The sequence below is a fragment of the Oerskovia sp. Root918 genome (genome assembly GCF_001428945.1).
Lineage (GTDB): Bacteria > Actinomycetota > Actinomycetes > Actinomycetales > Cellulomonadaceae > Oerskovia > Oerskovia enterophila.
Genome location: NZ_LMJG01000014.1, coordinates 177,273 through 198,863, shown reverse-complemented (window position 1 = coordinate 198,863; position 21,591 = coordinate 177,273). Strand labels below are relative to the sequence as shown.

19 protein-coding genes are annotated in these 21,591 nt (G+C 71.1%); 10 read left to right on the top strand and 9 right to left on the bottom strand.

Annotated elements, in window-relative coordinates; genetic code table 11:
* The first annotated feature begins 7 nt into the window (after positions 1-7).
* From ASE27_RS14685 to ASE27_RS20310, 8 genes are all read left to right on the top strand, one after another.
* A complete protein-coding gene (locus ASE27_RS14685; RefSeq protein WP_056651932.1) occupies positions 8-1,384 on the top strand; it encodes a DUF881 domain-containing protein in 1,377 nt (458 codons plus the stop codon).
* Positions 1,385-1,567: 183 nt separating this feature from the next.
* On the top strand, positions 1,568-2,059 hold the full coding sequence (locus ASE27_RS14680) for an FHA domain-containing protein (RefSeq protein WP_056651929.1): 492 nt from the start codon (positions 1,568-1,570) through the stop codon (positions 2,057-2,059).
* A 137-nt stretch (positions 2,060-2,196) separates the two neighbouring features.
* Entirely contained in the window at positions 2,197-2,865 is a 669-nt protein-coding gene (locus ASE27_RS14675) for a MerR family transcriptional regulator (protein WP_082608955.1), read from the top strand.
* 114 nt (positions 2,866-2,979) lie between these two features.
* The gene (locus tag ASE27_RS14670; protein ID WP_369819020.1) at positions 2,980-3,510 is read left to right on the top strand and encodes a bifunctional nuclease family protein; all 531 of its coding nucleotides are present in this window, start codon (positions 2,980-2,982) and stop codon (positions 3,508-3,510) included.
* A 207-nt stretch (positions 3,511-3,717) separates the two neighbouring features.
* Positions 3,718-4,311: a MerR family transcriptional regulator gene (locus ASE27_RS14665; protein ID WP_056651927.1), complete on the top strand. Its 594-nt coding sequence runs from the start codon at positions 3,718-3,720 to the stop codon at positions 4,309-4,311.
* Positions 4,312-4,555: 244 nt separating this feature from the next.
* The gene (locus tag ASE27_RS14660) at positions 4,556-7,954 is read left to right on the top strand and encodes a pyruvate carboxylase (RefSeq protein WP_056652298.1); all 3,399 of its coding nucleotides are present in this window, start codon (positions 4,556-4,558) and stop codon (positions 7,952-7,954) included.
* A gap of 206 nt (positions 7,955-8,160) precedes the next feature.
* Entirely contained in the window at positions 8,161-8,841 is a 681-nt protein-coding gene (locus ASE27_RS14655; protein ID WP_056651924.1) for an MBL fold metallo-hydrolase, read from the top strand.
* Positions 8,838-8,990 (top strand): hypothetical protein, encoded by a 153-nt coding sequence (locus tag ASE27_RS20310; RefSeq protein ID WP_157257649.1) that lies wholly within the window; start codon positions 8,838-8,840, stop codon positions 8,988-8,990. Before ASE27_RS14655 ends, ASE27_RS20310 begins: the two co-directional genes overlap by 4 nt.
* Positions 8,991-9,294: 304 nt before the next feature.
* Here the strand turns inward: ASE27_RS20310 and ASE27_RS14650 are convergent, their stop codons facing one another.
* The 5 genes from ASE27_RS14650 to ASE27_RS14630 form a co-directional block, all read right to left on the bottom strand.
* Entirely contained in the window at positions 9,295-10,503 is a 1,209-nt protein-coding gene (locus ASE27_RS14650) for a phosphatidylserine/phosphatidylglycerophosphate/cardiolipin synthase family protein (protein ID WP_056652296.1), read from the bottom strand.
* Positions 10,504-10,630: 127 nt separating this feature from the next.
* Entirely contained in the window at positions 10,631-11,779 is a 1,149-nt protein-coding gene (locus ASE27_RS14645; protein ID WP_082608954.1) for a tyrosine-type recombinase/integrase, read from the bottom strand.
* Between the two features lie 200 nt (positions 11,780-11,979).
* Complete coding sequence (locus ASE27_RS14640; RefSeq protein ID WP_056651921.1) at positions 11,980-12,318, bottom strand: hypothetical protein; 339 nt, start codon at positions 12,316-12,318, stop codon at positions 11,980-11,982.
* A gap of 278 nt (positions 12,319-12,596) precedes the next feature.
* Positions 12,597-12,923 (bottom strand): hypothetical protein, encoded by a 327-nt coding sequence (locus tag ASE27_RS14635; RefSeq protein WP_157257648.1) that lies wholly within the window; start codon positions 12,921-12,923, stop codon positions 12,597-12,599.
* A gap of 159 nt (positions 12,924-13,082) precedes the next feature.
* Positions 13,083-13,532, bottom strand: coding sequence for an iron chaperone (locus tag ASE27_RS14630; protein ID WP_369800602.1), 450 nt, complete (start codon positions 13,530-13,532; stop codon positions 13,083-13,085).
* 480 nt (positions 13,533-14,012) lie between these two features.
* Between ASE27_RS14630 and ASE27_RS14625 the strand changes: the two genes are divergently transcribed.
* Entirely contained in the window at positions 14,013-14,966 is a 954-nt protein-coding gene (locus ASE27_RS14625) for a patatin-like phospholipase family protein (protein ID WP_056651915.1), read from the top strand.
* 92 nt (positions 14,967-15,058) lie between these two features.
* Here ASE27_RS14625 and ASE27_RS14620 read toward each other — a convergent pair whose 3' ends face one another.
* On the bottom strand, positions 15,059-15,325 hold the full coding sequence (locus ASE27_RS14620) for a DUF1905 domain-containing protein (RefSeq protein ID WP_056651912.1): 267 nt from the start codon (positions 15,323-15,325) through the stop codon (positions 15,059-15,061).
* 438 nt (positions 15,326-15,763) lie between these two features.
* Positions 15,764-16,849, bottom strand: coding sequence for a tyrosine-type recombinase/integrase (locus ASE27_RS14615; RefSeq protein ID WP_056651909.1), 1,086 nt, complete (start codon positions 16,847-16,849; stop codon positions 15,764-15,766).
* Between the two features lie 469 nt (positions 16,850-17,318).
* Between ASE27_RS14615 and ASE27_RS14610 the strand changes: the two genes are divergently transcribed.
* Entirely contained in the window at positions 17,319-17,663 is a 345-nt protein-coding gene (locus ASE27_RS14610; RefSeq protein WP_030151331.1) for an RNA polymerase-binding protein RbpA, read from the top strand.
* Positions 17,664-17,970: 307 nt separating this feature from the next.
* On the opposite strand, the gene lnt is transcribed toward ASE27_RS14610, so the two are convergent.
* Positions 17,971-19,569 (bottom strand): apolipoprotein N-acyltransferase, encoded by a 1,599-nt coding sequence (lnt, locus tag ASE27_RS14605; protein WP_056651906.1) that lies wholly within the window; start codon positions 19,567-19,569, stop codon positions 17,971-17,973.
* A 295-nt stretch (positions 19,570-19,864) separates the two neighbouring features.
* Positions 19,865-21,529: an amidohydrolase gene (locus tag ASE27_RS14600; protein WP_056651902.1), complete on the bottom strand. Its 1,665-nt coding sequence runs from the start codon at positions 21,527-21,529 to the stop codon at positions 19,865-19,867.
* Positions 21,530-21,591: the final 62 nt, after the last annotated feature.

Here is a 21,591-nt window from a genome sequence, read left to right as displayed (position 1 = left end):
CCCAGCGATGGCGAAGAACCCGACACCCGACGACGCGGCACTGCCCGAGGAGTCCCCGGTCGAGGAGACGACCCCGCAGGACGGCAGCGTGGCAGAGCCCGCCGAGCCCTTGCCCGCCACGGGCGAGGCCACGGCCGCGGACGCCGCAGACGCGGACGCGGACTCCGCAGACGAGATCGAGCCCGACATCCCCGCGGCCCCGGACGACGTGCCCGCGGCCCCGGACGAGGTGCCCGTGCCCGTCGAGGCGTCCGAGCCGGGCGAGCCTGAGACGCCCGTCGCGGTCGGCGCGTCCGACGTGCCGCAGGACGATGCTCGCGCAGACGCCGCGACCGACGACCCCGGCACGATCGGCCACCTGCCGGACCCCGCTCCGGCGACCCCGGCACCGGAGACGGCCGCCGAGGTCGTCGCGCAGGCCCCCGCAGGGCCGTCTGCCGACTCGGACCGCGGTGCCGACGAGGCGCTGGCGACCACCGGTGCCACCGAGGTGATCTCCGTCGCGCCCAGGACGACCAGTGCGCTCGCCGAGGCCGCAGCGCCGGGCGGGGGAGACGTCGTCGGGCAGGACGGCCCGGTCGAGCCGCAGCCCGCCCCGCGACCACGCCCGACGGCGCACGGTCGCCACGAGGCGGCCGCGTCGCCCTCTGCTGCCGCTCCGGGAGGGTGGTCCAAGCTCGGGCACGCGATGCGTCCCCAGCTCACGCGCTCCAAGCTGCTCGCAGGTCTGCTGTGCGCGCTGCTCGGGTTCGCGCTCGCCGTCCAGGTGAGCCAGACGCAGGAGCAGCAGCTCTCGTCGTTGCGGCAGAGCGACCTGGTGCGCCTCCTCGACGAGGTCACGCAGCGTGCGAACGAGCTCGAGGAGCGGGTCGCGACGCTCCAGTCGACGCGTGACGAGCTCAAGTCGGGGTCGGGGCAGCAGCAGGCGGCCCTCGAGCTGGCGCAGAAGCAGTCCGAGTCCCAGGGGATCCTCTCGGGCCGACTGCCCGCCGAGGGCCCGGGGATCGAGCTGTCGATCGTCGAGCCCGGCCAGCCGCTCACGGCTCCCAAGATGTTCAACATCCTCGAGGAGCTGCGCAACGCGGGAGCCGAGGTCGTCGAGGTCAACGGCGTCCGCCTCGTCACGAGCAGCTACTTCGAGGACAGGGACGGCGGGATCGTCGTCGACGGCCAGAAGATCACCTCGCCCTACCGGTGGACCGTGATCGGCGACCCGTCGACGCTCGAGACGGCCCTCGAGATCCCTGGCGGGGCCATGGCCACGGTCCGGACCGCCGGCGCAGTGCCGACGATCACCCAGGAGGAGCTCGTGACGGTCGACGCGACGCGTGAGCCGCAGGCTCCGCGGTTCGCGACCCCGGTCCCCGCCGAGGACGGCAGCTGACCCTCGTCATGCCTCCTGACGTGCACGGATTCTTCTCTCGGACCCGTCGGTCGGGGTAGGTTGGTCGCGTTGGTGGGCATTCTCCGCCTCACCGCGTTCCCTGTACCCGGGGGACCGGTAGGTGTAGTAACTTCCCCCCAAGGTATTTTGCTCTGAATGCGTAAAAACTCCCGAGGAGGCGAGATGACCACTCCAGGTGAATCTGCGGAGCCGCGCCGGGGAGGCAGCGATACGACCGTCACGTTCGGACGAATCGAGCTTCCGATCGACGACGGCCTGCAGCCGGGCAGCCTCACTGCTGAGGAACAGACCGCCATCTCAGCCCTGCCGCGCCATTCTGCGTTGCTCGTCATGCAGCGGGGACCTGCCGTCGGCTCGCGCTTCCTGCTGGACGCCGACCGCGTCGTCGCAGGCCGCAGCGAGCACGCGGACATCTTCCTCGACGACGTCACGGTCTCGCGCAAGCACGCCGAGTTCGTGCGCGAGGGCGGACAGTTCGTCGTGCGTGACATCGGCTCCCTCAACGGGACCTACGTGAACCGCAACCGGGTGGACGCCGTGGGCCTGGTGACCGGTGACGAGGTCCAGATCGGCAAGTACCGCCTGACCTTCTACGCCAGCCCCGTCCTGGACGAGCCCGCGGGCCCGGTGGAAGGCGCGGCAGAGCACCCGTGAACCAACCGGCACGTTCCCCCTGGGGACACGAAGACCGGTTCGGCGGGGCCGATGCGCACGCCGCGCGGGCCCTGGCGGACCACGAGGTCGAGGACTCCACCGAGAGATGGCCTCACGGGATCTCTCGGCGCGCGACCATGCGCATCTCCGACGTGCTGCGAGCTCTTCGCGCGGAGTTCCCGGGAGTCAGCCATTCCAAGCTGCGCTTCCTCGAGGAGCAGGGACTGATCGATCCCGAGCGCACCCCGTCCGGCTACCGGCAGTACAGCCCGGCCGACGTCGAGCGTCTGCGGTACGTGCTGCTCGAGCAGCGCGACCGCTACCTCCCGCTCAAGGTCATCAAGGAGAACCTGGCCGCCCTCGACGAAGGCGAGGTCGTGGAGAATCCCGCGCCGCGTCTGGCGACGAGCGGGGGCGAGCCCGAGCGCGCGGTGACGCGGCAGAAGTACACCGTCGCGACGCTGGCCTCGACCGCAGAGGTCGACGTCTCGCTCGTCGAGGGGCTCATCTCCGCGGGAGTGCTTCGCCAGGCGCCCGGTGGGCAGCTGGACGCGTGGTCGCTCGAGGTCGTCCAGCTCGCGGCCGCGTTGTCCGAGTACGGGATCGAGCCGCGCCACCTGCGCCTCCTGCGCACGTCGGCCGATCGGCACGTCGGTCTGGTCGAGCAGGTCGTCGCACCGTGGCGCAGCCAGCAGAGCGCCTCGGCCCGCGCCCATGCGAGCACCCTGGCCGGTGAGGTCGGCGAGCTCTTCGCCAAGCTGCACACCGTCTGGGTCCGTCAGGGAGTGGGCGACCTCACGAACTGATCCACCGTTCACCAGCGCCCCCGGTACGTCCACACGTACCGGGGGCGCAGTGCGTCCGGGACGCAGCACGGTCCTGCTCCTGACGGAGCGGGCCGCGCGTCGTACGGTGGAGACGTGAGCGACAAGGTGCCGATGGTCCCCGTGGAGGTCCTCGGCGTGCGCCAGCAGCAGGGAGCAGGGCAGGAGATCGTCGTCCTCCTCCTCGACCCGGCGGCAGAGCTCGTGGTGCCGATCATCATCGGGCCGCGAGAGGCGAGCGCGATCGCGATGGCTCAGGCGCACCTCACGGCCCCGCGGCCCATGACCCACGACCTCCTGAGGAGCGTCCTCGACGCGCTGCGTGTCGAGCTCACGCGCGTCGAGATCGTGGCGCTCGACGACGGGATCTTCTACGCCGAGATGGTCTTGGGGACCGGGGTGCGCGTCGACGCACGGGCGTCGGACGCGATCGCCGTCGCGGTGCGGACGGGGAGCCCCGTCCTGTGCTCGGCAGAGATCGTGGCGCTGGCCGGTGTCGAGCTCGTCGACGGCGAGCAACAGCGGGAGATGGAGCGTTTCCGCGACTTCTTGGATCACGTGACGCCGGAGGACTTCGGCCCTCCCGAGGAAGGGGAAACACCCGAAAGCCCTGAAAGGGACGCATGACTTTCAGGTACCACCTGAGACAATAGCCTCACAAACGTATATTCTGGACATTCAATCATGACGTGAGGTCGGGGGAAGCGGCCCCGGCGCAGGGGAGTCCTCGAGGCCTCGAGGTCACCCGCGACACGCCCCGGCTTCAGGGGGTCAGTCGTTGACGGCCCACGGTCACGGGCCTAGCGTGGAGTCCACATCACCCTTGGAGGCACAGTGAACAGCAGCGGTGGAGCCAGCGCGGAGCCGGGTGCTCCCGTTCCCCATGCGGCACAGGGCCTGCTGTTCGGTGAGGACATCACCGAGCACGACACGAACACCGGGTACCGCGGGCCCACGGCCTGCCGGGTCGCCGGCATCACCTACCGACAGCTCGACTACTGGGCGCGCACCGGACTGGTCGAGCCGACCGTCCGCCCCGCCAGCGGCTCGGGGACGCACCGCCTCTACGGCTTCCGCGACATCCTCGTCCTCAAGATCGTCAAGCGACTCCTGGACACGGGTGTCTCCCTGCAGCAGATCCGCACGGCGGTCGACCACCTGCGCGAGCGCGGCGTCGAGGACCTCGCGCAGATCACGCTCATGAGCGACGGGGCGAGCGTCTACGAGTGCACGTCCCCGGACGAGGTCGTCGACCTCGTCCAAGGCGGGCAGGGCGTCTTCGGCATCGCTGTCGGCCGGGTCTGGCGCGAGGTCGAGGGCACGCTCAGCGAGATGCCCACCGAGTCGCTCGCGGACACCGACGACGCGCCCAGCGGTCCCACGCAGGACGAGCTGGCGCTGCGCCGTCGGGCACGGACCGCGGGCTGAACCCCGCTCCCGCACACCTTCCGCCGAGCCCCGCCCTGCCTCCGCAGGGCGGGGCTCGGCGCGTGTCGCAGGCCACATTCGCGGCCGCTCGCGGGGTTCTGTTGCCCGAACCGTGAAGAACCCGTGCGAAGATCGCCTGTGGGCGTCCCGGCTCGTGCCGGAGCGACGCCCGTGACGAGCGGGTGCGTGGACCTCTTCTCGCGACGGTCCCGGACCCGACCCACGATGACGGATGGGGTACTTGGTGTTCTCGAAAGTTCTGGTCGCCAACCGCGCGGAGATCGCGGTCCGGGCGTTTCGCGCAGCGTACGAGCTCGGCTCCCGGACGGTGGCCGTCTTCCCCTACGAGGACCGGAACTCCGAGCACCGGCTGAAGGCCGACGAGGCGTACCGGATCGGGGAGGAGGGCCACCCCGTCCGGGCGTACCTCGACATCGAGGAGATCGTGCGCGTCGCCAAGGACGCGGGCGCCGACGCGATCTACCCGGGCTACGGGTTCCTCTCGGAGAACCCCGACCTGGCACGCGCCTGCAAGGACGCGGGCATCGCGTTCGTGGGACCGCCCGCCGAGGTCCTCGAGCTCGCGGGCAACAAGGTCCGCGCGCTCAAGGCTGCCCGTGAGGCCGGGATCCCGGTCCTGGCGTCGAGCGAGCCCTCGTCGGACATCGACGAGCTCATCGCGGCCGCCGACGAGATCGGCTTCCCCATCTTCGCCAAGGCCGTCGCGGGTGGCGGCGGGCGCGGCATGCGCCGCGTCGACCGCCGCGAGGACCTGCCCGAGGCGCTGGCCGCCGCGATGCGTGAGGCGGACGGCGCGTTCGGTGACCCGACCATGTTCCTCGAGCAGGCAGTCCTGCGCCCGCGTCACATCGAGGTGCAGATCCTGGCCGACGGCCAGGGCAACGTCGTGCACCTCTACGAGCGTGACTGCTCGGTCCAGCGGCGCCACCAGAAGGTCATCGAGATCGCGCCCGCACCCAACCTGGACCCTGCGGTCCGCGAGGCGCTCTGCGCCGACGCCGTGAAGTTCGCGCGGTCGATCGGGTACCAGAACGCCGGGACGGTCGAGTTCCTGCTCGACACCGTGGGGGAGCGTGCGGGGCAGCACGTCTTCATCGAGATGAACCCCCGCATCCAGGTCGAGCACACCGTGACCGAGGAGGTCACGGACATCGACCTGGTCTCCTCGCAGATGCGCATCGCCGCGGGGGAGTCGCTCGAGGACCTCGGCATCCGCCAGGAGGACGTCCACGTCAACGGCGCGGCCCTCCAGTCGCGCATCACGACCGAGGACCCCGCGAACGGGTTCCGTCCCGACACGGGCCGGATCGTGGCCTACCGCTCGCCGGGCGGCGCCGGCGTACGGCTCGACGGCGCGACGGCGACCGCGGGGTCGGAGATCTCGGGCCACTTCGACTCGATGCTGGTCAAGCTCACGTGCCGCGGGCGGGACTACCCGACGGCCGTCCGGCGCGCACGACGCGCCCTCGCGGAGTTCCGCATCCGCGGCATCCGCACCAACATCCCGTTCCTGCAGGCCGTCCTGTCGGACGCCGAGTTCATCGCGGGCAACCTGTCGACGTCGTTCATCGACGAGCGCCCCGAGCTGCTCGCGGCGCGCGAGAGCGCGGACCGCGGGACCAAGCTCCTGAGCTACCTGGGTGACGTGACCGTCAACCGTCCGCACGGGACGGGCCCCGGCGGGATCGACCCCGCCGCCAAGCTCCCCGAGATCGACCTGTCGATCGCTCCCGTGCCGGGAAGCCGTCAGCAGCTCCTGGAGCTGGGCCCCGAGGGCTTCGCCCGTGCGCTGCGCGCCGAGACCGCGGTCAAGGTCACCGACACGACGTTCCGTGACGCGCACCAGTCGCTGCTCGCGACGCGCGTCCGCACGCACGACCTGGTCACGGTCGCCCCCTTCGTGGCCCGCATGACGCCGCAGCTCCTGTCGGTCGAGGCGTGGGGCGGGGCGACGTACGACGTCGCGCTGCGCTTCCTCGGCGAGGACCCGTGGGCCCGGCTCGCGGCGCTGCGCGAGGCCATGCCCAACGTCGCGCTGCAGATGCTCCTGCGTGGCCGCAACACGGTGGGCTACACGCCGTACCCCACCGAGGTGACCGAGGCGTTCGTCCGCGAGGCCGCGGCCACGGGCGTCGACATCTTCCGCATCTTCGACGCGCTCAACGACGTCGAGCAGATGCGGCCCGCTATCGACGCGGTGCGGGCGACGGGGACCGCGGTCGCCGAGGTCGCCCTGTGCTACACGGGCAACCTGCTCGACCCGGCCGAGTCCCTGTACACGCTGGACTACTACCTCGAGCTCGCCGACCGCATCGTCGACGCCGGGGCGCACGTCCTGGCGATCAAGGACATGGCCGGCCTGCTGCGTCCTGCGGCCGCGGCCCGGCTCGTGACGGCCCTGCGCGAGCGCTTCGACCTGCCCGTGCACCTGCACACGCACGACACCTCGGGCGGGCAGATGGCGACCCTCATGGCCGCGGTCGCCGCGGGGGTCGACGCGGTCGACGTCGCGAGCGCAGCGATGGCCGGCACCACGAGCCAGCCCTCGATGTCCGCCCTGGTCGCAGGGCTCGAGCACACCGATCGCGACACGGGCCTCTCGCTGCGCGCGGTGTGCGACCTCGAGCCGTACTGGGAGGCCGTGCGCCGCCTCTACGCGCCGTTCGAGTCGGGGCTGTCGAGCCCGACCGGGCGCGTGTACGAGCACGAGATCCCGGGCGGGCAGCTCTCGAACCTGCGCCAGCAGGCCATCGCGCTCGGCCTGGGGGACCGGTTCGAGCAGATCGAGGCGACCTACGCCGCGGCCGACCGCATCCTCGGCCGGCTCGTCAAGGTGACGCCGTCCTCGAAGGTCGTGGGTGACCTGGCGCTGCAGCTCGTGGCGCGCGGCGCCGACCCGGTCGACTTCGCCGAGAACCCGCAGGACTTCGACATCCCGGACTCGGTCATCGCGTTCCTGGGCGGCGAGCTGGGCGACCCGCCCGGTGGGTGGCCCGAGCCGTTCCGCTCCAAGGCCCTCGCGGGCCGGGTCGTGCGCAACGCCGTCACGCCTCTGACCGTCGAGGACCAGGCGGACCTCGACGGCGACTCGGACGCGCGCCGCAACCGGCTCAACCACCTGCTCTTCGCCGGCCCGACCAAGGAGTACGAGGCGTCGCGTGCCGCGTTCGGTGACGTGTCGGTGCTGGGCACGCAGGCGTACCTGTACGGCCTGACGCCCGGCGAGGAGGTCGAGGTCTCTCTCGGCCGTGGCGTCAAGCTCCTGGTGGGGCTCGAGGCCGTCGGTGAGCCCGACGAGCGCGGGCGCCGGACGGTCATGTTCACCCTCAACGGCCAGCTGCGTCCGCTCCAGGTGCGCGACCGGTCGATCGAGGTCGACTCGTCGCTCGCCGAGAAGGCCGACCCCGGAGCGCCGGGGCAGATCGCGGCGCCGTTCGCGGGGGCGGTGACTCCCGTGGTCCACGAGGGCGAGGTGGTCGAGGCAGGCCAGACCGTCGCGACGGTCGAGGCCATGAAGATGGAGGCCGCGATCACGACGCCCGTCGGGGGCACGGTGCAGCGCGTCGCGATCGGCGCGGTCCAGCAGCTCGAGGGCGGGGACCTGGTCCTGGTCGTCGGCTGACACCCGTGATCCACTGCCCGCGGGCCGGGTCGGCAGCGACAGGCTGCTGACCCGGCCCGCGTCGTCGTCGGGGAGAGGCGCATGCCCGACGACGGAGCGCACGCGGGTGCGGGGGGGCGGCCGGACACGTCGGAGCCACCTCGCGACGACCGCGGCCGCTCACGGCACACTGGAAGCAGGAAGACACCCCGGCCCAAGGAAGGCTCATGCACCTCACGTTCCACGGACACTCCTGCGTCGCACTCGATCACGACGGGACCACACTCACGGTCGACCCCGGGACCTTCGCCGACACGTCATCCGCGCTGGCGGATCCCGGGACGCTCCTCGTGACGCACGCGCACCCGGACCACCTCGACGTCGCGGCGGTCCGCAAAGCGCTCGACGAGCGTCCGGGGCTGGCGATGATCGGCCCGCAGGCGGCGTTCGACCTGCTGGGCGAGGCTCCCGACGGCGAGACGTACCGCGTCGTCGAGCCGGGCGACGTGCTCGAGCTGGGGCCGTTCGCCGTGCTGGTCGGAGGCGGTCAGCACGCGGTGATCCATCCCGACATCCCCCGGGTCGCGAACGTCACCTACCTGTTCTCGGCGGACGGCGCGAGCGTCTATCACCCGGGCGACTCGCTCAGCCCGCCCCTGACGGACCGACGTCTGGACGTGCTGCTCGCTCCGGTGGCGGCGCCGTGGATGAAGGTCGCGGAGGGCATCGACTTCGTCCGCGCCCTGGACCCGTGGGCCGTGGTGCCGATCCACGACGCGATCCTCTCGACCGCGGGCCTCGGCCTCGTCCATCGCTTGTTCGGGGTGGGCCGCACCGGCGGGACCTACGACTACCGTCCGCTCGAGGTGGGCCAGCGCCTCGACATCACCCCGAGGAGCCGACCATGACCGAGCAGCAGTCGCACCGTGATCCTGAGGCGGTCGCGCAGGAGCTCCTGCGCGAGCACCCGGAGTTCGACGAGGTGCCCGTCATCGAGATCGACGAGACCGTCCCGCCGCGCCCGGAGGAGGAGATCGCGGACGCGGTGAGGGAGTAGGCGTTTCGCTGATCGGTAGTCTGGCGCGATGGAAGCACCCGAAGCCGACCCAAGGGGAGTCTCTCGGTCAGAGAGGCGCTCACGTCGCCGAGCCCTGAAGCGATCGTGCGAGGCGTGCGACCACCCGTGGAGCGAGCACCCAGAGGTGGTCGACGACCCGGTCGCCGCGTGCGGTGAGTGTGAGTTCGAGCTGGAGCACGGCTTCAGCGACCGAGCTGCCTGTCGACTACGCGTCCCGACGGTCCTGCTGGACCTACCCTGACCCCTTGGTCGCTCGCTGGTGCCGATGCCCGGCACCCCGACGCTACAGCAGCGGGCGCAGCGGGGTCAGCGCGACCTCTCCGAGCTTGGCGGCGATCGACCTGCTCGACCACTCCGTCAGCGTGAGCTCCCGGCAGTTGCTGAGGTCGACCTCGAAGACCTTCTCCATCTGGCTGGCGATGCCGGCGTCGACGATCTCGAGGTTGACCTCGTAGTTGCCGGTCAGGCTGAGGCGGTCGATGTTCGCGGTGCCGATCGTGGTCCAGCGCCCGTCGATCGTCGCGGTCTTGGCGTGGACCATGGCGTCCTTGTAGAGCCAGATCGTGACGCCGCCCCGCAGGAGCGTGGTGTAGAGGCCGCGGGAGAGCCAGTCGGCGACGACGTGGTTGGAACGCTCGGGCACGAGGACCCGGACGTCCACCCCTCGTTGTGCTGCCATGAGGAGGGCGTCGAGGATCTCGCGGTCGGGGATGAAGTAGGCCTGCGTGATGTAGATGTGGTCCGAGGCCCGGTCGATCGCGTCGAGGTAGATGCCGCGGATCGGGAAGACGAGGTGCGCAGGCGCGTTGCGTGCCGCGCGGAGCTCAGGGAGCCACAGGCGTGAACCGGGGTCCTCGAGGGGAGGCTGGTCCGACTTCCGGTTCGAGTTCCAGAAGTCCACGAAGGCGTTGCGCAGCTCCCAGGCGGACGGCCCTTCGAGCCGGATGTGGGTGTCGCGCCACTGGGTCGCGTACATCGAACCGATGTTGTACCCGCCCACGAACCCGATCTCGTCGTCGACCACGAGGATCTTGCGGTGGTCACGCCCGGACTTGCGGACGTTGAGCACCAGGACGCCGGGGCGGAAGACGGGGTACCGGATGACGTGGATGGGGGAGGGGAACGTCAGGAACTCGCGGTGCACCACGAGGTTCGCGAAGCCGTCGTAGATCACGAAGACCTCGACGCCGCGTCCGCTGGCCTCGATCAGGGCGTCCTTGAACTCCTGCCCGAGCTCGTCCCCCTTCCAGATGTACGTCTCGAGCATGATGCGACGCCGGGCCCCGCGGATGGCGGCGAGCATCTCGCGGTAGAGGTCGTCGCCGTACGTGAAGATCGTGGTCTCCGTCTCGCCGATCCTCCCCTCGGCCGGGGCCGAGCGGGGGAAGCGGCTGGGGTCCGTGACGCGCCGCTTGCGGATGGCGTCGGCGATCACGAGACCCGTGGCCACGGTCATGGGGACGGCGACCGCGAGAACCGCTGCGCGGGCCATCACCGTTCGGGCGAGCTGGACGGGAGACGTCTTCGAGGGGCGCACCTGCTCACCGTAGCCGCAGGACGCCGAGAGCACCCGGAGAAAACTGGTGACGTTGGTCGGACCGACCGCGACCGCTGCGATATCAGGGACGCGCCGTGTCGATTTCACCCGTTCTGTCATGCTCCGGCAGGGGCTCGCTCCCCATCTCCGCGGGAAGGCCGGCCGAGAGCGGGTGGGACCGGATCGCCGCGGCGAGCTCGCCCTCGATCCGGTCGAGGTAGACGCCCGTGGTCGCGATCGAGGCGTGACCCAGCAGCTCGGCGATGACCTTGACGTCCCATCCCTGGGCGACGAGGAGAGTCGCGGTCGTGTGCCGCAGGGCGTGGGGCGTCGCGGCGCGCCGGTACTCGTCGGGCATGCGGGCGATGCACCGGTTGAGCAGCGCGCGGATCGCCTGGGCGTCGATGCGGCGACCGCGCCAGGTGAGCAGGAGGGCGCGGGACGCGTCGGGGTCGCCGGGTCGCCGGGCGAGCAGCTGGGGACGCAGGCCGGCGAGGTACTCCTCGAGGGCTCGCGACAACGGTTCTGACAGGCTGACGGTGCGGACGGTGCCTCCCTTGCCCTTGATGCGCCAGCGGGTCTGGTCGGGCTCGCGCACGAAGTCGTCGACGTCCGCGCGTGCAACCTCAGAGACACGCGGACCGAGGATGAGCAGGAGCGCGATGATGAGGCGGTCGCGCAGCGCGAGGTCGTGGTCGGCGCGCGGCGGAGGAGATGCGGCCGCCGGGCCCTGAACCGCCGAGGGAGCCGTCCCGCGGGGCTTGGTGCTCGCGGTGACCAGGAGCGCCTGGGCTGCCGTCGCCGAGAGCGCCGTCCGCGCGACGCGCAGGCCGCCGCGGAGCCTGGCCGGGGGAGAGGCCCACTGCATGGGGTCGGCCTGGACCCACCCGTCGCGCGCGGCGTGCGTGAAGAAGCGGGAGATCGACTGCCGGAAGCGGTTCACGGTCGCGGCCGACCGCCCGGGCCCGTCGGGCTTGGTCCGGGGGTCTGCGTACCGGCCGTCAGGGGTGATCTGGTAGCGCAGGAGGAAGTCGTCGATGTCGTCGCCCGTGATGTCGTCGAGGATCGTCTCGGGCCCGGCGAGGGAGGCGAGCTCACGCAGGTCGCGCTCGTAGTTGCGTTGGGTCGTGGGGGAGAGGACCCCTCTGACCGTCTCGGCGGACACCGACGAGAGGTACGTGGCGACGGCCTCGGCGACGGTGACGCGACGTAGGCGGGGAGGTGCGACCACCGTGCGGCTCCTGGGAACGGGATGACATCGGACATCCGGAGCATAGGGGGCGCCACTGACACCCTCGAGGGGACCGGTGCTCACGTTCGACCCTCAGATCATGGTGTTGTGACAAACACAATGGTTTGTCTCGTATGTCCCAATTGAAGAAGGCTACCGCAGGTGGTGTCGTCGCGAAAGAGGCACGGGCGGTCTCGTCCTCAGATGCCCGACGGCGCAGCGACGGCCGCGTCGTCGTCTCGCCTGGGTCGGGCACCCAGCAGGACGCCCGCGCCTGAGGGGGACCGGTGGCGTGCGGGGCTGAGCCACAACCGATAGATCCACCAGGGGGCGGCGAGGATCGCGACGATCGCGCTGAGCGCGGCCGTCAGGGCTGCCACGGCGAGCGTCGCCACCAGGAGCATCGCCACGAGCAACGTGCGCACGCACTGGACCGCGACCCGTCGGCCGATCGGCGCCAGCGGGGTTCTGGACGAGGTCGACAGCTCGGTGATGCTCGGCCCATCGTGTTGCGTCGCCACGAACGGTCCTGAGCTCATCGTCGACTCCAGAGGCTGCTGGCGCCGCTGCTCGACGCCCTTGCGAAGGAGAGAGTCAGTGGTGCGCGCTCCTGATGCACCCGACGCGGCCGGCGGGCTCGATCGGCCGAACCGGACGCGCGTTCTGGGGCGCACAGGGGCCCTCGATGCCCGCCCGTGCGCCCGAGAGGGGTGGTCTCGTTCGACCATAATGACATAATGTACATTATCGGCGTTGCGTGATGGCGGTCGAGAGGGGATAGAAGGGGCGCCGTTCCAACGATCTGCGGACCGGACCGTTAGTCACCGATCACGTGTAGTTCCGTGGTCGCGTCGACGGCGCACCGCTCGGCCAGGCCGACGGCCTCGTCGACGATGCGTGCAGCGGCCCCGGATGCCGCGCCGTCGACGGATCGCAGCTCGGCGACGAGCTGATCCACCTCCGACGACGTCAGCACGAGATCTCTGTACGGGTCGATCTTCGCCAGCAACGGCCGCCCGCTCGCTGCGGCAAGCCGGACGAGCTCGCCCTCGGTGTCGCAGGTGGCCGCCAAGGTCCTCAGTGTGCGACGACGAGAGCTCGTGCCTCGCTGCGAGACGGCGACCAGCAGGATGTCGAGGGGCATGGTGAGCATCCTGCCAGACGGCTCCTGGCGCCGCGGCCAGGAGATCCCCGCCCCGCCACTCCCCCGGGTTTCATGCCGTGAAACAGCATCCTCGCAGGTCAGAGGCCATTTATGGGCCTCTGACCTGCGAGGTGACGACGTGGCTTCTCCTGGCCTCGGTCAGCCGGCCGCCCGCTTCACGAGCTCGACGATCGTCGCCTCGTTCTCCTTCGTCAGCTCCGTGAGGGCGTACGCGACGGGCCACAGCGTGCCGTCGTCGAGCTGGGCCACGTCGTTGAAGCCGAAGGTCGGGTAGCGTGCGCCGAACTTCTCCGCAGGCTGGAAGAAGCACAGGATCTTGCCGTCCTTGGCCCACCCGGGCATCCCGTACCAGGTCTTCGGTGCGAGCGAGGGCGCGTGCTCCGCGACGAGCTCGTGGAGCCGAGAAGCCATGGAGCGATCCGGTTCGGACAGCTCCGCGATCTTCTCGAGCTGGGCCTTCTCCGCCTCGGCCCGGTTCGCGGACGCCTTGAGCTCCTTGGCGCGCTCCTTCATCGCCGCACGTTCCTCGGCCGAGAACCCCTCGTAGGCCTTGCTGCTCTTGGCGGTCTTCGCGGTGCCGGTCATCATGGTTCCCCTTCTCGGTGGGCCTGTCGTCAGGAACGACGTTACTGAGGGCGTGCGCGAGACGCTTCTCCAGAACTGCTCGATCCCGACAGCCGGCGAGCCTGATCAACTCTCAGGGAATGGCACCGGATCGTCGGACTCGTCCGACGATCCTCAATTCGAGGATCTCTCGGAGAATTCCATCGGATGCGGTACGAAAACCCCCGACAATGTCGACTGCTGTTCCCACCGGGAATTATCGGTACCCCCGTCGGACCATGCCGGGTGTCTCGGCTCCCTGTGTCGCACAGCAGTCCGCGACACATTGCCGTGGTCAATCGCGTATTCGACGTGCTAGCGTCACGGTGATCGTGATCCGTCGGAAGGAGGTGAGACCCGTGAACGCAGTATCCGTACCGGGCGCTCCCCCGCAGTCCACGATCGCGCGACTGAGCTAGTCGCCATCGGGAGCGCTCGCCAGGCGCTTCGCGAAAGGCGACTCCCATGAACATCTCCCCTGATTCCTCCCCAGCACCCGACTCCTCGAACAGTGATCAGAGCGTGCCGCCGTTCCCTGTCGGCGAACGGGCACTCGTCCTCGGGGGCGGCGGGTCCACAGGTAACGCCTGGCTGATCGGCGTCGTCGCCGGTTTGTTCGATGCCGGGCTCGACGTGACCGCAGCGGACCTCACTGTCGGGACGTCGGCCGGCTCGACCGCCGCCGCCCAGCTGGCCGGCGCGTCCCCGACCGAGCTGCTCGCCGCGATCCTTGCGGCTGCTCCCCCGCGTCCGAACGGCGCCCCCGGTGGAGACCGAGGACGTGCCGCGAACGGCGCGGTCGTGGACCACCTGGAGCGGATGAACGCTCTCATCGCCTCCGCCGGCGACGCTGCTGACCTGCGAAGAAAGGTGGGCACCGCAGCCCTCGACCGGGAAGCCGCGTCGGACGGCTCCTGGCGCGCTCAGTGGCGCGCCACCGTCGCTTCTCGGTTCCCGAGTCAGCACTGGCCGCAACGAAAGGTGCTCCTCACGGCCGTCGACGCCGAGTCCGGTGAGCCGGTCGTGTTCGACCACCTCAGCGAGGTCGACCTGGTGGACGCCGTGGCCGCGAGCTGTTCGAGCGGTCTGCCCTACAGGATCGGCGACCGTCGCTACATCGACGGCGGCTACCGGCGCAACGAGAACGCCGACCTTGCCGCCGGGTGCAAGCGGGTGCTGGTGCTCTCACCGTTCGGCGGCCGGTCGTTCACGCCGCCGGCTTGGGGTCTGCAGCTCGCCGCGCAGGTGGACGAGCTCCGAGCGCTGGGCAGCGAGGTAGAGACGATCTTCCCGGACAGCGCTTCCGAGCACCTGTTCGGCGCGAACGCGATGGACCTGTCTCTGCGCCCCCTGGCCGCTCGAGCCGGACATGCCCAAGGAATGGCCCTGGCCGACGCGCTGATCGCCTTCTGGCGCTGAATCCCCGGAGGGCTCCTTCCCCTTTCCCGTCGGCCGCGCGGCACGCAACCGCGACGCGCGGCCGACGGGAAAAGGGAGAAACACTCTGAGGCTCACGTCAATCGTTCGGTCAGGTGAACGGTGACGGTATCTCCGATGTCTTTCCCGAGCTTCTTGCGCAGCTTGGCGCTGATCGAGAGCATGTGGCCGCCGGACCCGGTCGGCATCAGCCCGGCCGTCACGTCATGGCCGTCCACCGTCGCGACCACTCGCACGGCCTTGCCGGTTCCCAAGAGCTCGACCGAGTCGGGGACCTCGACGCACGACCACACGTCGCCGCGCACGGTCACTCCGATCGGAGCAGAGAACGAGACGTCCATCGGACCTGGAGAGCTACTCACCGGGTGACTCCTTCGTCGATCGTCAGCACCGCTCCTCCAGCAGCGCCCTGATGCTCGACACTATCGAGCGGCAAGGACGGGCCGCTCGGCACGCGCCGCAGGTCGGCGCGGACTGCACCGCCTGCACGCCGGCCGCCCCGACCCGCGTGCTGCTGCATCGAAGAACCACCGAGATATCTTGATGTCGACAGACTTCGTCAGGAAGCCCTGAGAGCGTCGGCGCCAGATCTGCCGCCGGTGCGATCTGGACAGTTCGCCGTTCGATGAGTGATGCCCGTTTTGCCCTCGGATGCGCCTACCCCGTGAGTTCTATACCCACGGGGCGCAGGGCTCTCGCCCCGGCAGAATCGTTGACATTCCGCCCTTTCTGCGGGCCAATCGCAGGGCGTCGCGCGCCCCGTGGGCACACCACGGGCACTAGCCAGGCGAGACTGCGCGCAGTCTCGCGGACTCCAGGGCGACCGCGACGCCGTCGAGATCGTTGTCGAAGAGGTCCGCATAGACGTCCAGCGTCATGCTCGCGGAGGCGTGTCCCAGCATGCGCTGGACCGCCTTGACGTTCGCCCCGGCCGACACGGCGAGGCTCGCCGCAGTGTGTCTCAGGTCGTGCGGGGTCAGGTGGTCGTCGATGCCCGCGTCGCGAGCCGCGCGCCAGAACCATCCGGTGCCGGACTTCGAGCGCTTGAGGTAGTCGCCGCGGTCGCCGTGGAAGACGACGTCGTCGCGCCCCTTGCCCTCGCACGCCGCGGCGAGGCGCATGGACAGGAACGCCGGGAACGGGACCGAGCGTCGCTCGTGCGTCTTGGGGGTGCCGATCACGATGTCCGAGCCGACCTCGACCGCGTTCTGGTTGACGCGCAGCCGGTGCCGGAGCATGTCGAGGTCCCTGACGCGCAGGCCCGCGGCCTCGCCCCAGCGCAGCCCGCAGTACGCGAAGACGAGGACCAGGGTCTCGTGCCGTCCGGCGGCCGCGGCCAGCGCCGCGACCTGCTGGTGGTCGAGGTAGGTGTGCTCGCGCCGGACCTTGCGCGGCAGGTTCACGCCGCGGGCGGGGTTCGTCAGGATCCTGCGGTCGTCGACCGCGTCGTCGAGCAAGGACGCCAGGGCGCCGTGGGCGCGCGCGACCGTCGTGGGGCTGTAGGCAGCGCTCAGCTCGGAGACCCACGCCTGGACAGCGGTGCGCCGGATCTCGGCGACCGGGACGCTCCCCCACCGGGGCGTGACGTGCAGGCGCCACGAGCTCTCGATCGCTCGGGCGGTCGACGGCTTGAGGTGCGTCTGGCGCTGGAGCCACGCTCCCCCGAGCTCGAGGACCGTCGACCGGGCCGCCGCGGGGTCGATGAACTCGCCGCGCAGCATCGAGACCTCGAGCGAGGACGCGAAGGCCTCGGCGCTCCGCTTGGTCTTGAAGCCCCGCTTCTTGGTCTGCTTGCGTTCGGGGGTGCGGTAGCGAACCATGTACCGCCGTCCGGCGGTCGTCTCGTAGGCCTCAACGGTCGCCATGATCGACCGCCCGCCGCTCGCCGTCTCCCTGGTGCCTCACACGACGAACCGTACCGCGATCGTGGCATTGACGACTATCCGGACAGGCCAGCCGTGATCCCCGGGTGGCGCGCCTGCATCACCTCGGCGCACCGGTCAGGGCCTGGCGTCGAGGAGGATTCCTCGCCCATCTCTCAGCCGGGGCAAGGTGTCGCGCACCTGGGAGCCGCCCTGGCGTGGCCTCGCCGGAGCAACGTCACACCCCGATTCGGCGCTTGAAGTTGCGCCCGCCCTCGAAAACCGGAAACCTGGTCGGTGGTCTCGCGGGAGTGCGTGTCCCACCCGATGCGCACGGTCTGCTGGGCAGCCTCGACGGGTGGGTTCGGCGCGCCTCCTGCTTCACCGGACCTTCACGTCCGACCGGAACACTCGCAGCCGGCCGGACGTTGACCCCCATAGACAACCCTGCCGCTACCCCTTGGAGGACACCATGGCCGACCGGTCCCTACGTGGAATGAGCATCGGCGCGAAGAGCATGGAGTCCGACGCGGGCGTCGACTTCGCCCCCCGCTTCCAGGCTCACTACGACTGCCCCAACGGGCACACGATCATCCTGCCGTTCTCGACCGAGGCCGAGGTGCCGGCGGTCTGGGAGTGTCGTTGTGGCGAGGAGGCCCTCCTGCGTGACGCAGAGCGCCCCGAGCCCAAGGCCGGCAAGCCTGCCCGCACCCACTGGGACATGCTGCTGGAGCGTCGCACCATCAAGGAGCTCGAAGAGCTGCTCGACGAGCGCCTCGGCCTCCTGCGTGCCGGCAAGCTGCGTCGCAGCGCCTGATCGACTGCCTCGAAGGGCCCGGAACTCCTCGGAGTTCCGGGCCCTTCGTCGTTCCATCGTCCGGCGTGCGCCGTGTTGTCAGAGGTGGCCCGGGCCCGAGCCCGGGCCACCTCTGACAACTGAGCGTTTCTGACGCTGTGTTCGTCACGGTCACCTTCGCGTGCGCTCCTGGCGCTCCACCGCACCTCGTGCACGCGCTGCCGGCCCGACGACGTCACCGCCCCGGGCGAGCGTCCCGCCCCGGGCGCGTGCCGCCGTCGGGCACGAGCTTCCTCCCGCGGAGCAGCCCGACCGACCCGACGCGCACCTACCGGCGCGCGGTCTTCTTCGCCGCCGGTCGCTTGGTGCCGCCCTTGACGCTCGCTGCCGGCGCGCGCCGGACGTGGGCCGCGACTCCGGCGACCACGAGCAGGACCGTCAGTCCCCCGGCGATCCACCCGGGCCAGTAGCCCGCGCGCACGGCCGGGGTCAGCGAGTCACGCAGGGGAAGCGTGGCGATCAGCTGGTCGGGCGTGAAGAGCTCGGTGCTCTGCAGCAGGGCCCCGTTGGGGGCGATGATGCCGCTGACGCCGACCGTCGAGATCTGCACGGTCGCGCGACCGGTCTCGATCGCTCGCAGGCGCGACATGGCCAGCTGCTGGGTCGACTCGGCGCTGTACCCGAACGACGCGTTGTTGGTCGGGACGACGAGGAGCTCGGCACCGGCGTTCACGGCGTCGCGGATCAGCTCCTCGTACGCCACCTCGAAGCAGATGACGTTGCCGAGCCGCACGGTACGCCCGAGCCGCTCCGAGGGCAGGTCGATCACGGCGACCTCGTCGCCCGCGATCATGTCGGTGCTCACCCGGTCGACCTGGTCGGAGAAGATCCGCACGAAGCTGCGCATCGGGATGTACTCGCCGAACGGGGCGGGGTGCTGCTTGGCGTACCGGTCGACGACCCCCTCGCCGGGAACCCAAAGCAGCGACACGTTGTACCGCCCGCCGGTCTCGGGGAACTCCTGGGCGCCCACGAGGATCGGTGCGCCGACGGCGCTCGCGGCCTCGTCGATGTCGGCGGCGACGTCGGGCGTGGTCTGGGGGTCCAGGTCGGAGCCGTTCTCGGGCCACAGGACCACGTCCAGCTCGCCGGGCTCGACCTCGTCGAGCAGCGCGAGGGTCCCGTCGACGTGGTTCTGCAGCACCACTCCACGGTTGGCGAAGGACCCGAGCCCTGGTTCGTCGACGTTGCCCTGGACGGCGCCGATCGCGAGCGTCCCGGTCTCGGCGCGCACGTCGAGCGGGACGACGAGCCCGACCCCCAGCAGCACGGCCGCGGTCGCGAGCGAGCACAGGGCGGGGAAGACCTTGAGGCGGCGCGACTCGAGCAGGAACACGGCCAGCAGGACACCGATCGCGGCCGTGAGCAGCGAGACGAGCAGTCCCCCTCCGAGCCAGGCCGTGCGCCCCAGCAGGGAGTCGACCTGGGAGAACGCGAGCCGGCCCCAGGGGAACCCGCCGAAGGGGAACTCCGAGCGCCACTGCTCGACCGCGACCCACAGGACCGAGAACGTCACGACCTGCCAGGCCAGGTTGCGGCCGACGAACCCGATGCGTCGCACCCACGTCCACATCGCGCCCAGCAGCGCCAGGAACACCGACTCCAGGACGCTCAGGGCGAGCCACGGGACGGTGTCGGTCGCGATCTGCGCCCACTGGATGTGCGGGAGGAAGAAGGCCAGGCCCCAGACGAACCCGACCAGGGCGTTCCACCAGGCGCCGTCGCGGCGCAGGGCCAGGAAGAAGGCGGCGACGCCCACGAAGGCGAGGGGCCACCACCCGCGGTCCGGGAAGGCGGCGTTGGTCAGGAGGCCGCCACCGGCGGCGAGAAGGATCAGCAGCCAGCGGCTCGGCTCACGGGTCGACACCCGTGCAGACTACGCCACGCACCTGCAGGTCAGGCGGTGGATGTGGGCCGACCCGCGCGTCCTTCGGACCACGTCGCACCGCCACCGGTGAGGCCGTGTTGTCTACTGAACGCGCGGGTCGAGCCGATGCGCATCAGGGCGCACGGGGAGAACGGTGAGATGGTGGCTCGCTCCCCCGCGGCGCTGAAGGCCGGAACACGTCAACGAACTTACCGGTCCTCACGGTGGTGTCAATCCGAGCGGGCGCCTGCGGGACGGCGGACCGCCCCGCAGGCCCGCGAGGGCGTCGGAGGGCTCAGTCGAACGTGTCGAACAGCACGACGCCGTCGCGCACGGTCTGCAGGCACGTCGGGTCGGGGGCGCCGTCGGTCAGGTCCGGCAGCAGGGGGGTGCCGGAGCGCGCGTCGGTGCTCCACGAGGAGACCGTGGTGCCCGTGCCCTGGACCGCGAGGTGCTCGGCACGCCACACCGCGAGGTGGGCCGGGGACCCTACGCGCAGCTGACCCGCACCCGTGTGGTCCAGGCCGGCGATGCGCCAGCCGCCGCGGGTGTGCGCCCGGAACGCCGCCCGGGCGGAGATGCGCTGGTCGGGGTCCGCGTGGGACATGGCGGCACGGACGGCCGACCACGGGTCCAGGGGCGTCACCGGCGAGTCGGACCCGAACGCGAGAGGCACCCCGGCCCCCGCGAGGTCGGCGAACGGGGACAGGCCCGCGACGCGCGTGGGACCCAGCCGTGAGGAGTACATGCCGTCCGGGCCGCCCCACGCGGAGTCGAACACCGGCTGGATGCTCAACGACACCCCGAACAGCAGGAGCGTGGACAGCGCGTTGGTGTCGACGAACAGGGCGTGCTCGACACGGTGCGCGGCCCGGCGGTGCGCCGCGGCCCCGTCCGCGTCGGCCGCCGCACGCAGCCCCACCAGGAACGCGTCCATGGCCCGGTCGCCGATGACGTGGAACCCGCCCTGGGTGCCGGCCGCGGCGACCGCGGACAGGTGCGCCGCGATCTGCTCGGCGCTCAGGTACTGGTTGCCGCGCCCGTCGGGACCGGCCTCCCCCGGTGCCCCCGTCAGGTCGGAGTACCGGTGCCGCAGGGCAGCGGTGCGCGAGCCGAGCGACCCGTCGACGTTCAGGTCGCCCGCGATGCCCGCGAGCCCGGGCAGGTCCGCGAGCAGCGCACGGGCGTCGTCGGGCGTGGTGCACAGTTCGCCGCGGTAGGCGACCAGGTGCGGCAGGGCGCCCGCCGGGTCGGCGGTGAGCGCCATGAGCTCGCGCAGCCCCTCACGCGTGTCGATCGAGGGGGCGCTGTTCTCGTGCAGGGACACGATGCCCCGGCGCGCGGCCGCGTCCAGGGCCGTGCGGTACAGGGCCGTGCGACGCTCGGGGCTCAGGTCGCGCGCGGCGTCCCGGGCGCTGTGGTGCGCGTCCTCGGTGACCCACCCGGTCTCGGTCCACCCGCGCTGCCCCTCGAGCCCGGCCGCGCGGGCGAGGGACGTCGAGACGACCGCGGAGTGCACGTCGACCCGGGCCGCGTACACGAGCGCTCCCCCGCAGGCCGCGTCGAGCTCCTCGCGCGTGGGCGCCCGGTGCTCGGGCCACTCCTGCTCGTCCCACCCGAACGCGAGGAGCACCTCGTCGGCCTGGGCCGCCGGGCGCGCGGCGACCGCGGCGTGCAGGGCCTCGAGCGCGCCCGCCAGGGACGTGACACCGGCGCTCGCGGACAGGTCCACCCCGGCCAGGGCCAGGCCCGTCTCCAGGACGTGGACGTGGGAGTCGACGAACCCGGGCGCCACGAGGGCCCCGTCGAGGTCGATGACCCGGTCGGCGCGGGCGGCGAGCCCGGCGGCCGTGTCGTTCGCGCCGATCCAGGTGATCACCCCGCCGTCGACGAGCATCGCCTCGGCGAAGGGGTCGGTCGAGGAATGAATGACACCGTTGCGGTACAGGGTGGAGGCCACGAAACCACACGATAGGCCACCCGGCGCCCCTCGCGCCTCGTCGAGGGGCGCTCGCGGCCCGC

Bases quoted from the DNA above. Each gene is read 5' to 3' on its own strand.
- ASE27_RS14655 (WP_056651924.1), top strand. From the start codon at position 8,161: ATGCACCTCACGTTCCACGGACACTCCTGCGTCGCACTCGATCACGAC.
- ASE27_RS20310 (WP_157257649.1), top strand. From the start codon at position 8,838: ATGACCGAGCAGCAGTCGCACCGTGATCCTGAGGCGGTCGCGCAGGAG.
- ASE27_RS14625 (WP_056651915.1), top strand. From the start codon at position 14,013: ATGAACATCTCCCCTGATTCCTCCCCAGCACCCGACTCCTCGAACAGT.
- ASE27_RS14685 (WP_056651932.1), top strand. From the start codon at position 8: ATGGCGAAGAACCCGACACCCGACGACGCGGCACTGCCCGAGGAGTCC.
- ASE27_RS14615 (WP_056651909.1), bottom strand. From the start codon at position 16,849: ATGGCGACCGTTGAGGCCTACGAGACGACCGCCGGACGGCGGTACATG.
- ASE27_RS14630 (WP_369800602.1), bottom strand. From the start codon at position 13,532: ATGATGACCGGCACCGCGAAGACCGCCAAGAGCAGCAAGGCCTACGAG.
- ASE27_RS14610 (WP_030151331.1), top strand. From the start codon at position 17,319: ATGGCCGACCGGTCCCTACGTGGAATGAGCATCGGCGCGAAGAGCATG.
- ASE27_RS14680 (WP_056651929.1), top strand. From the start codon at position 1,568: ATGACCACTCCAGGTGAATCTGCGGAGCCGCGCCGGGGAGGCAGCGAT.
- ASE27_RS14675 (WP_082608955.1), top strand. From the start codon at position 2,197: ATGCGCATCTCCGACGTGCTGCGAGCTCTTCGCGCGGAGTTCCCGGGA.
- ASE27_RS14620 (WP_056651912.1), bottom strand. From the start codon at position 15,325: ATGGACGTCTCGTTCTCTGCTCCGATCGGAGTGACCGTGCGCGGCGAC.
- ASE27_RS14640 (WP_056651921.1), bottom strand. From the start codon at position 12,318: ATGAGCTCAGGACCGTTCGTGGCGACGCAACACGATGGGCCGAGCATC.
- ASE27_RS14650 (WP_056652296.1), bottom strand. From the start codon at position 10,503: ATGGCCCGCGCAGCGGTTCTCGCGGTCGCCGTCCCCATGACCGTGGCC.
- ASE27_RS14635 (WP_157257648.1), bottom strand. From the start codon at position 12,923: ATGCCCCTCGACATCCTGCTGGTCGCCGTCTCGCAGCGAGGCACGAGC.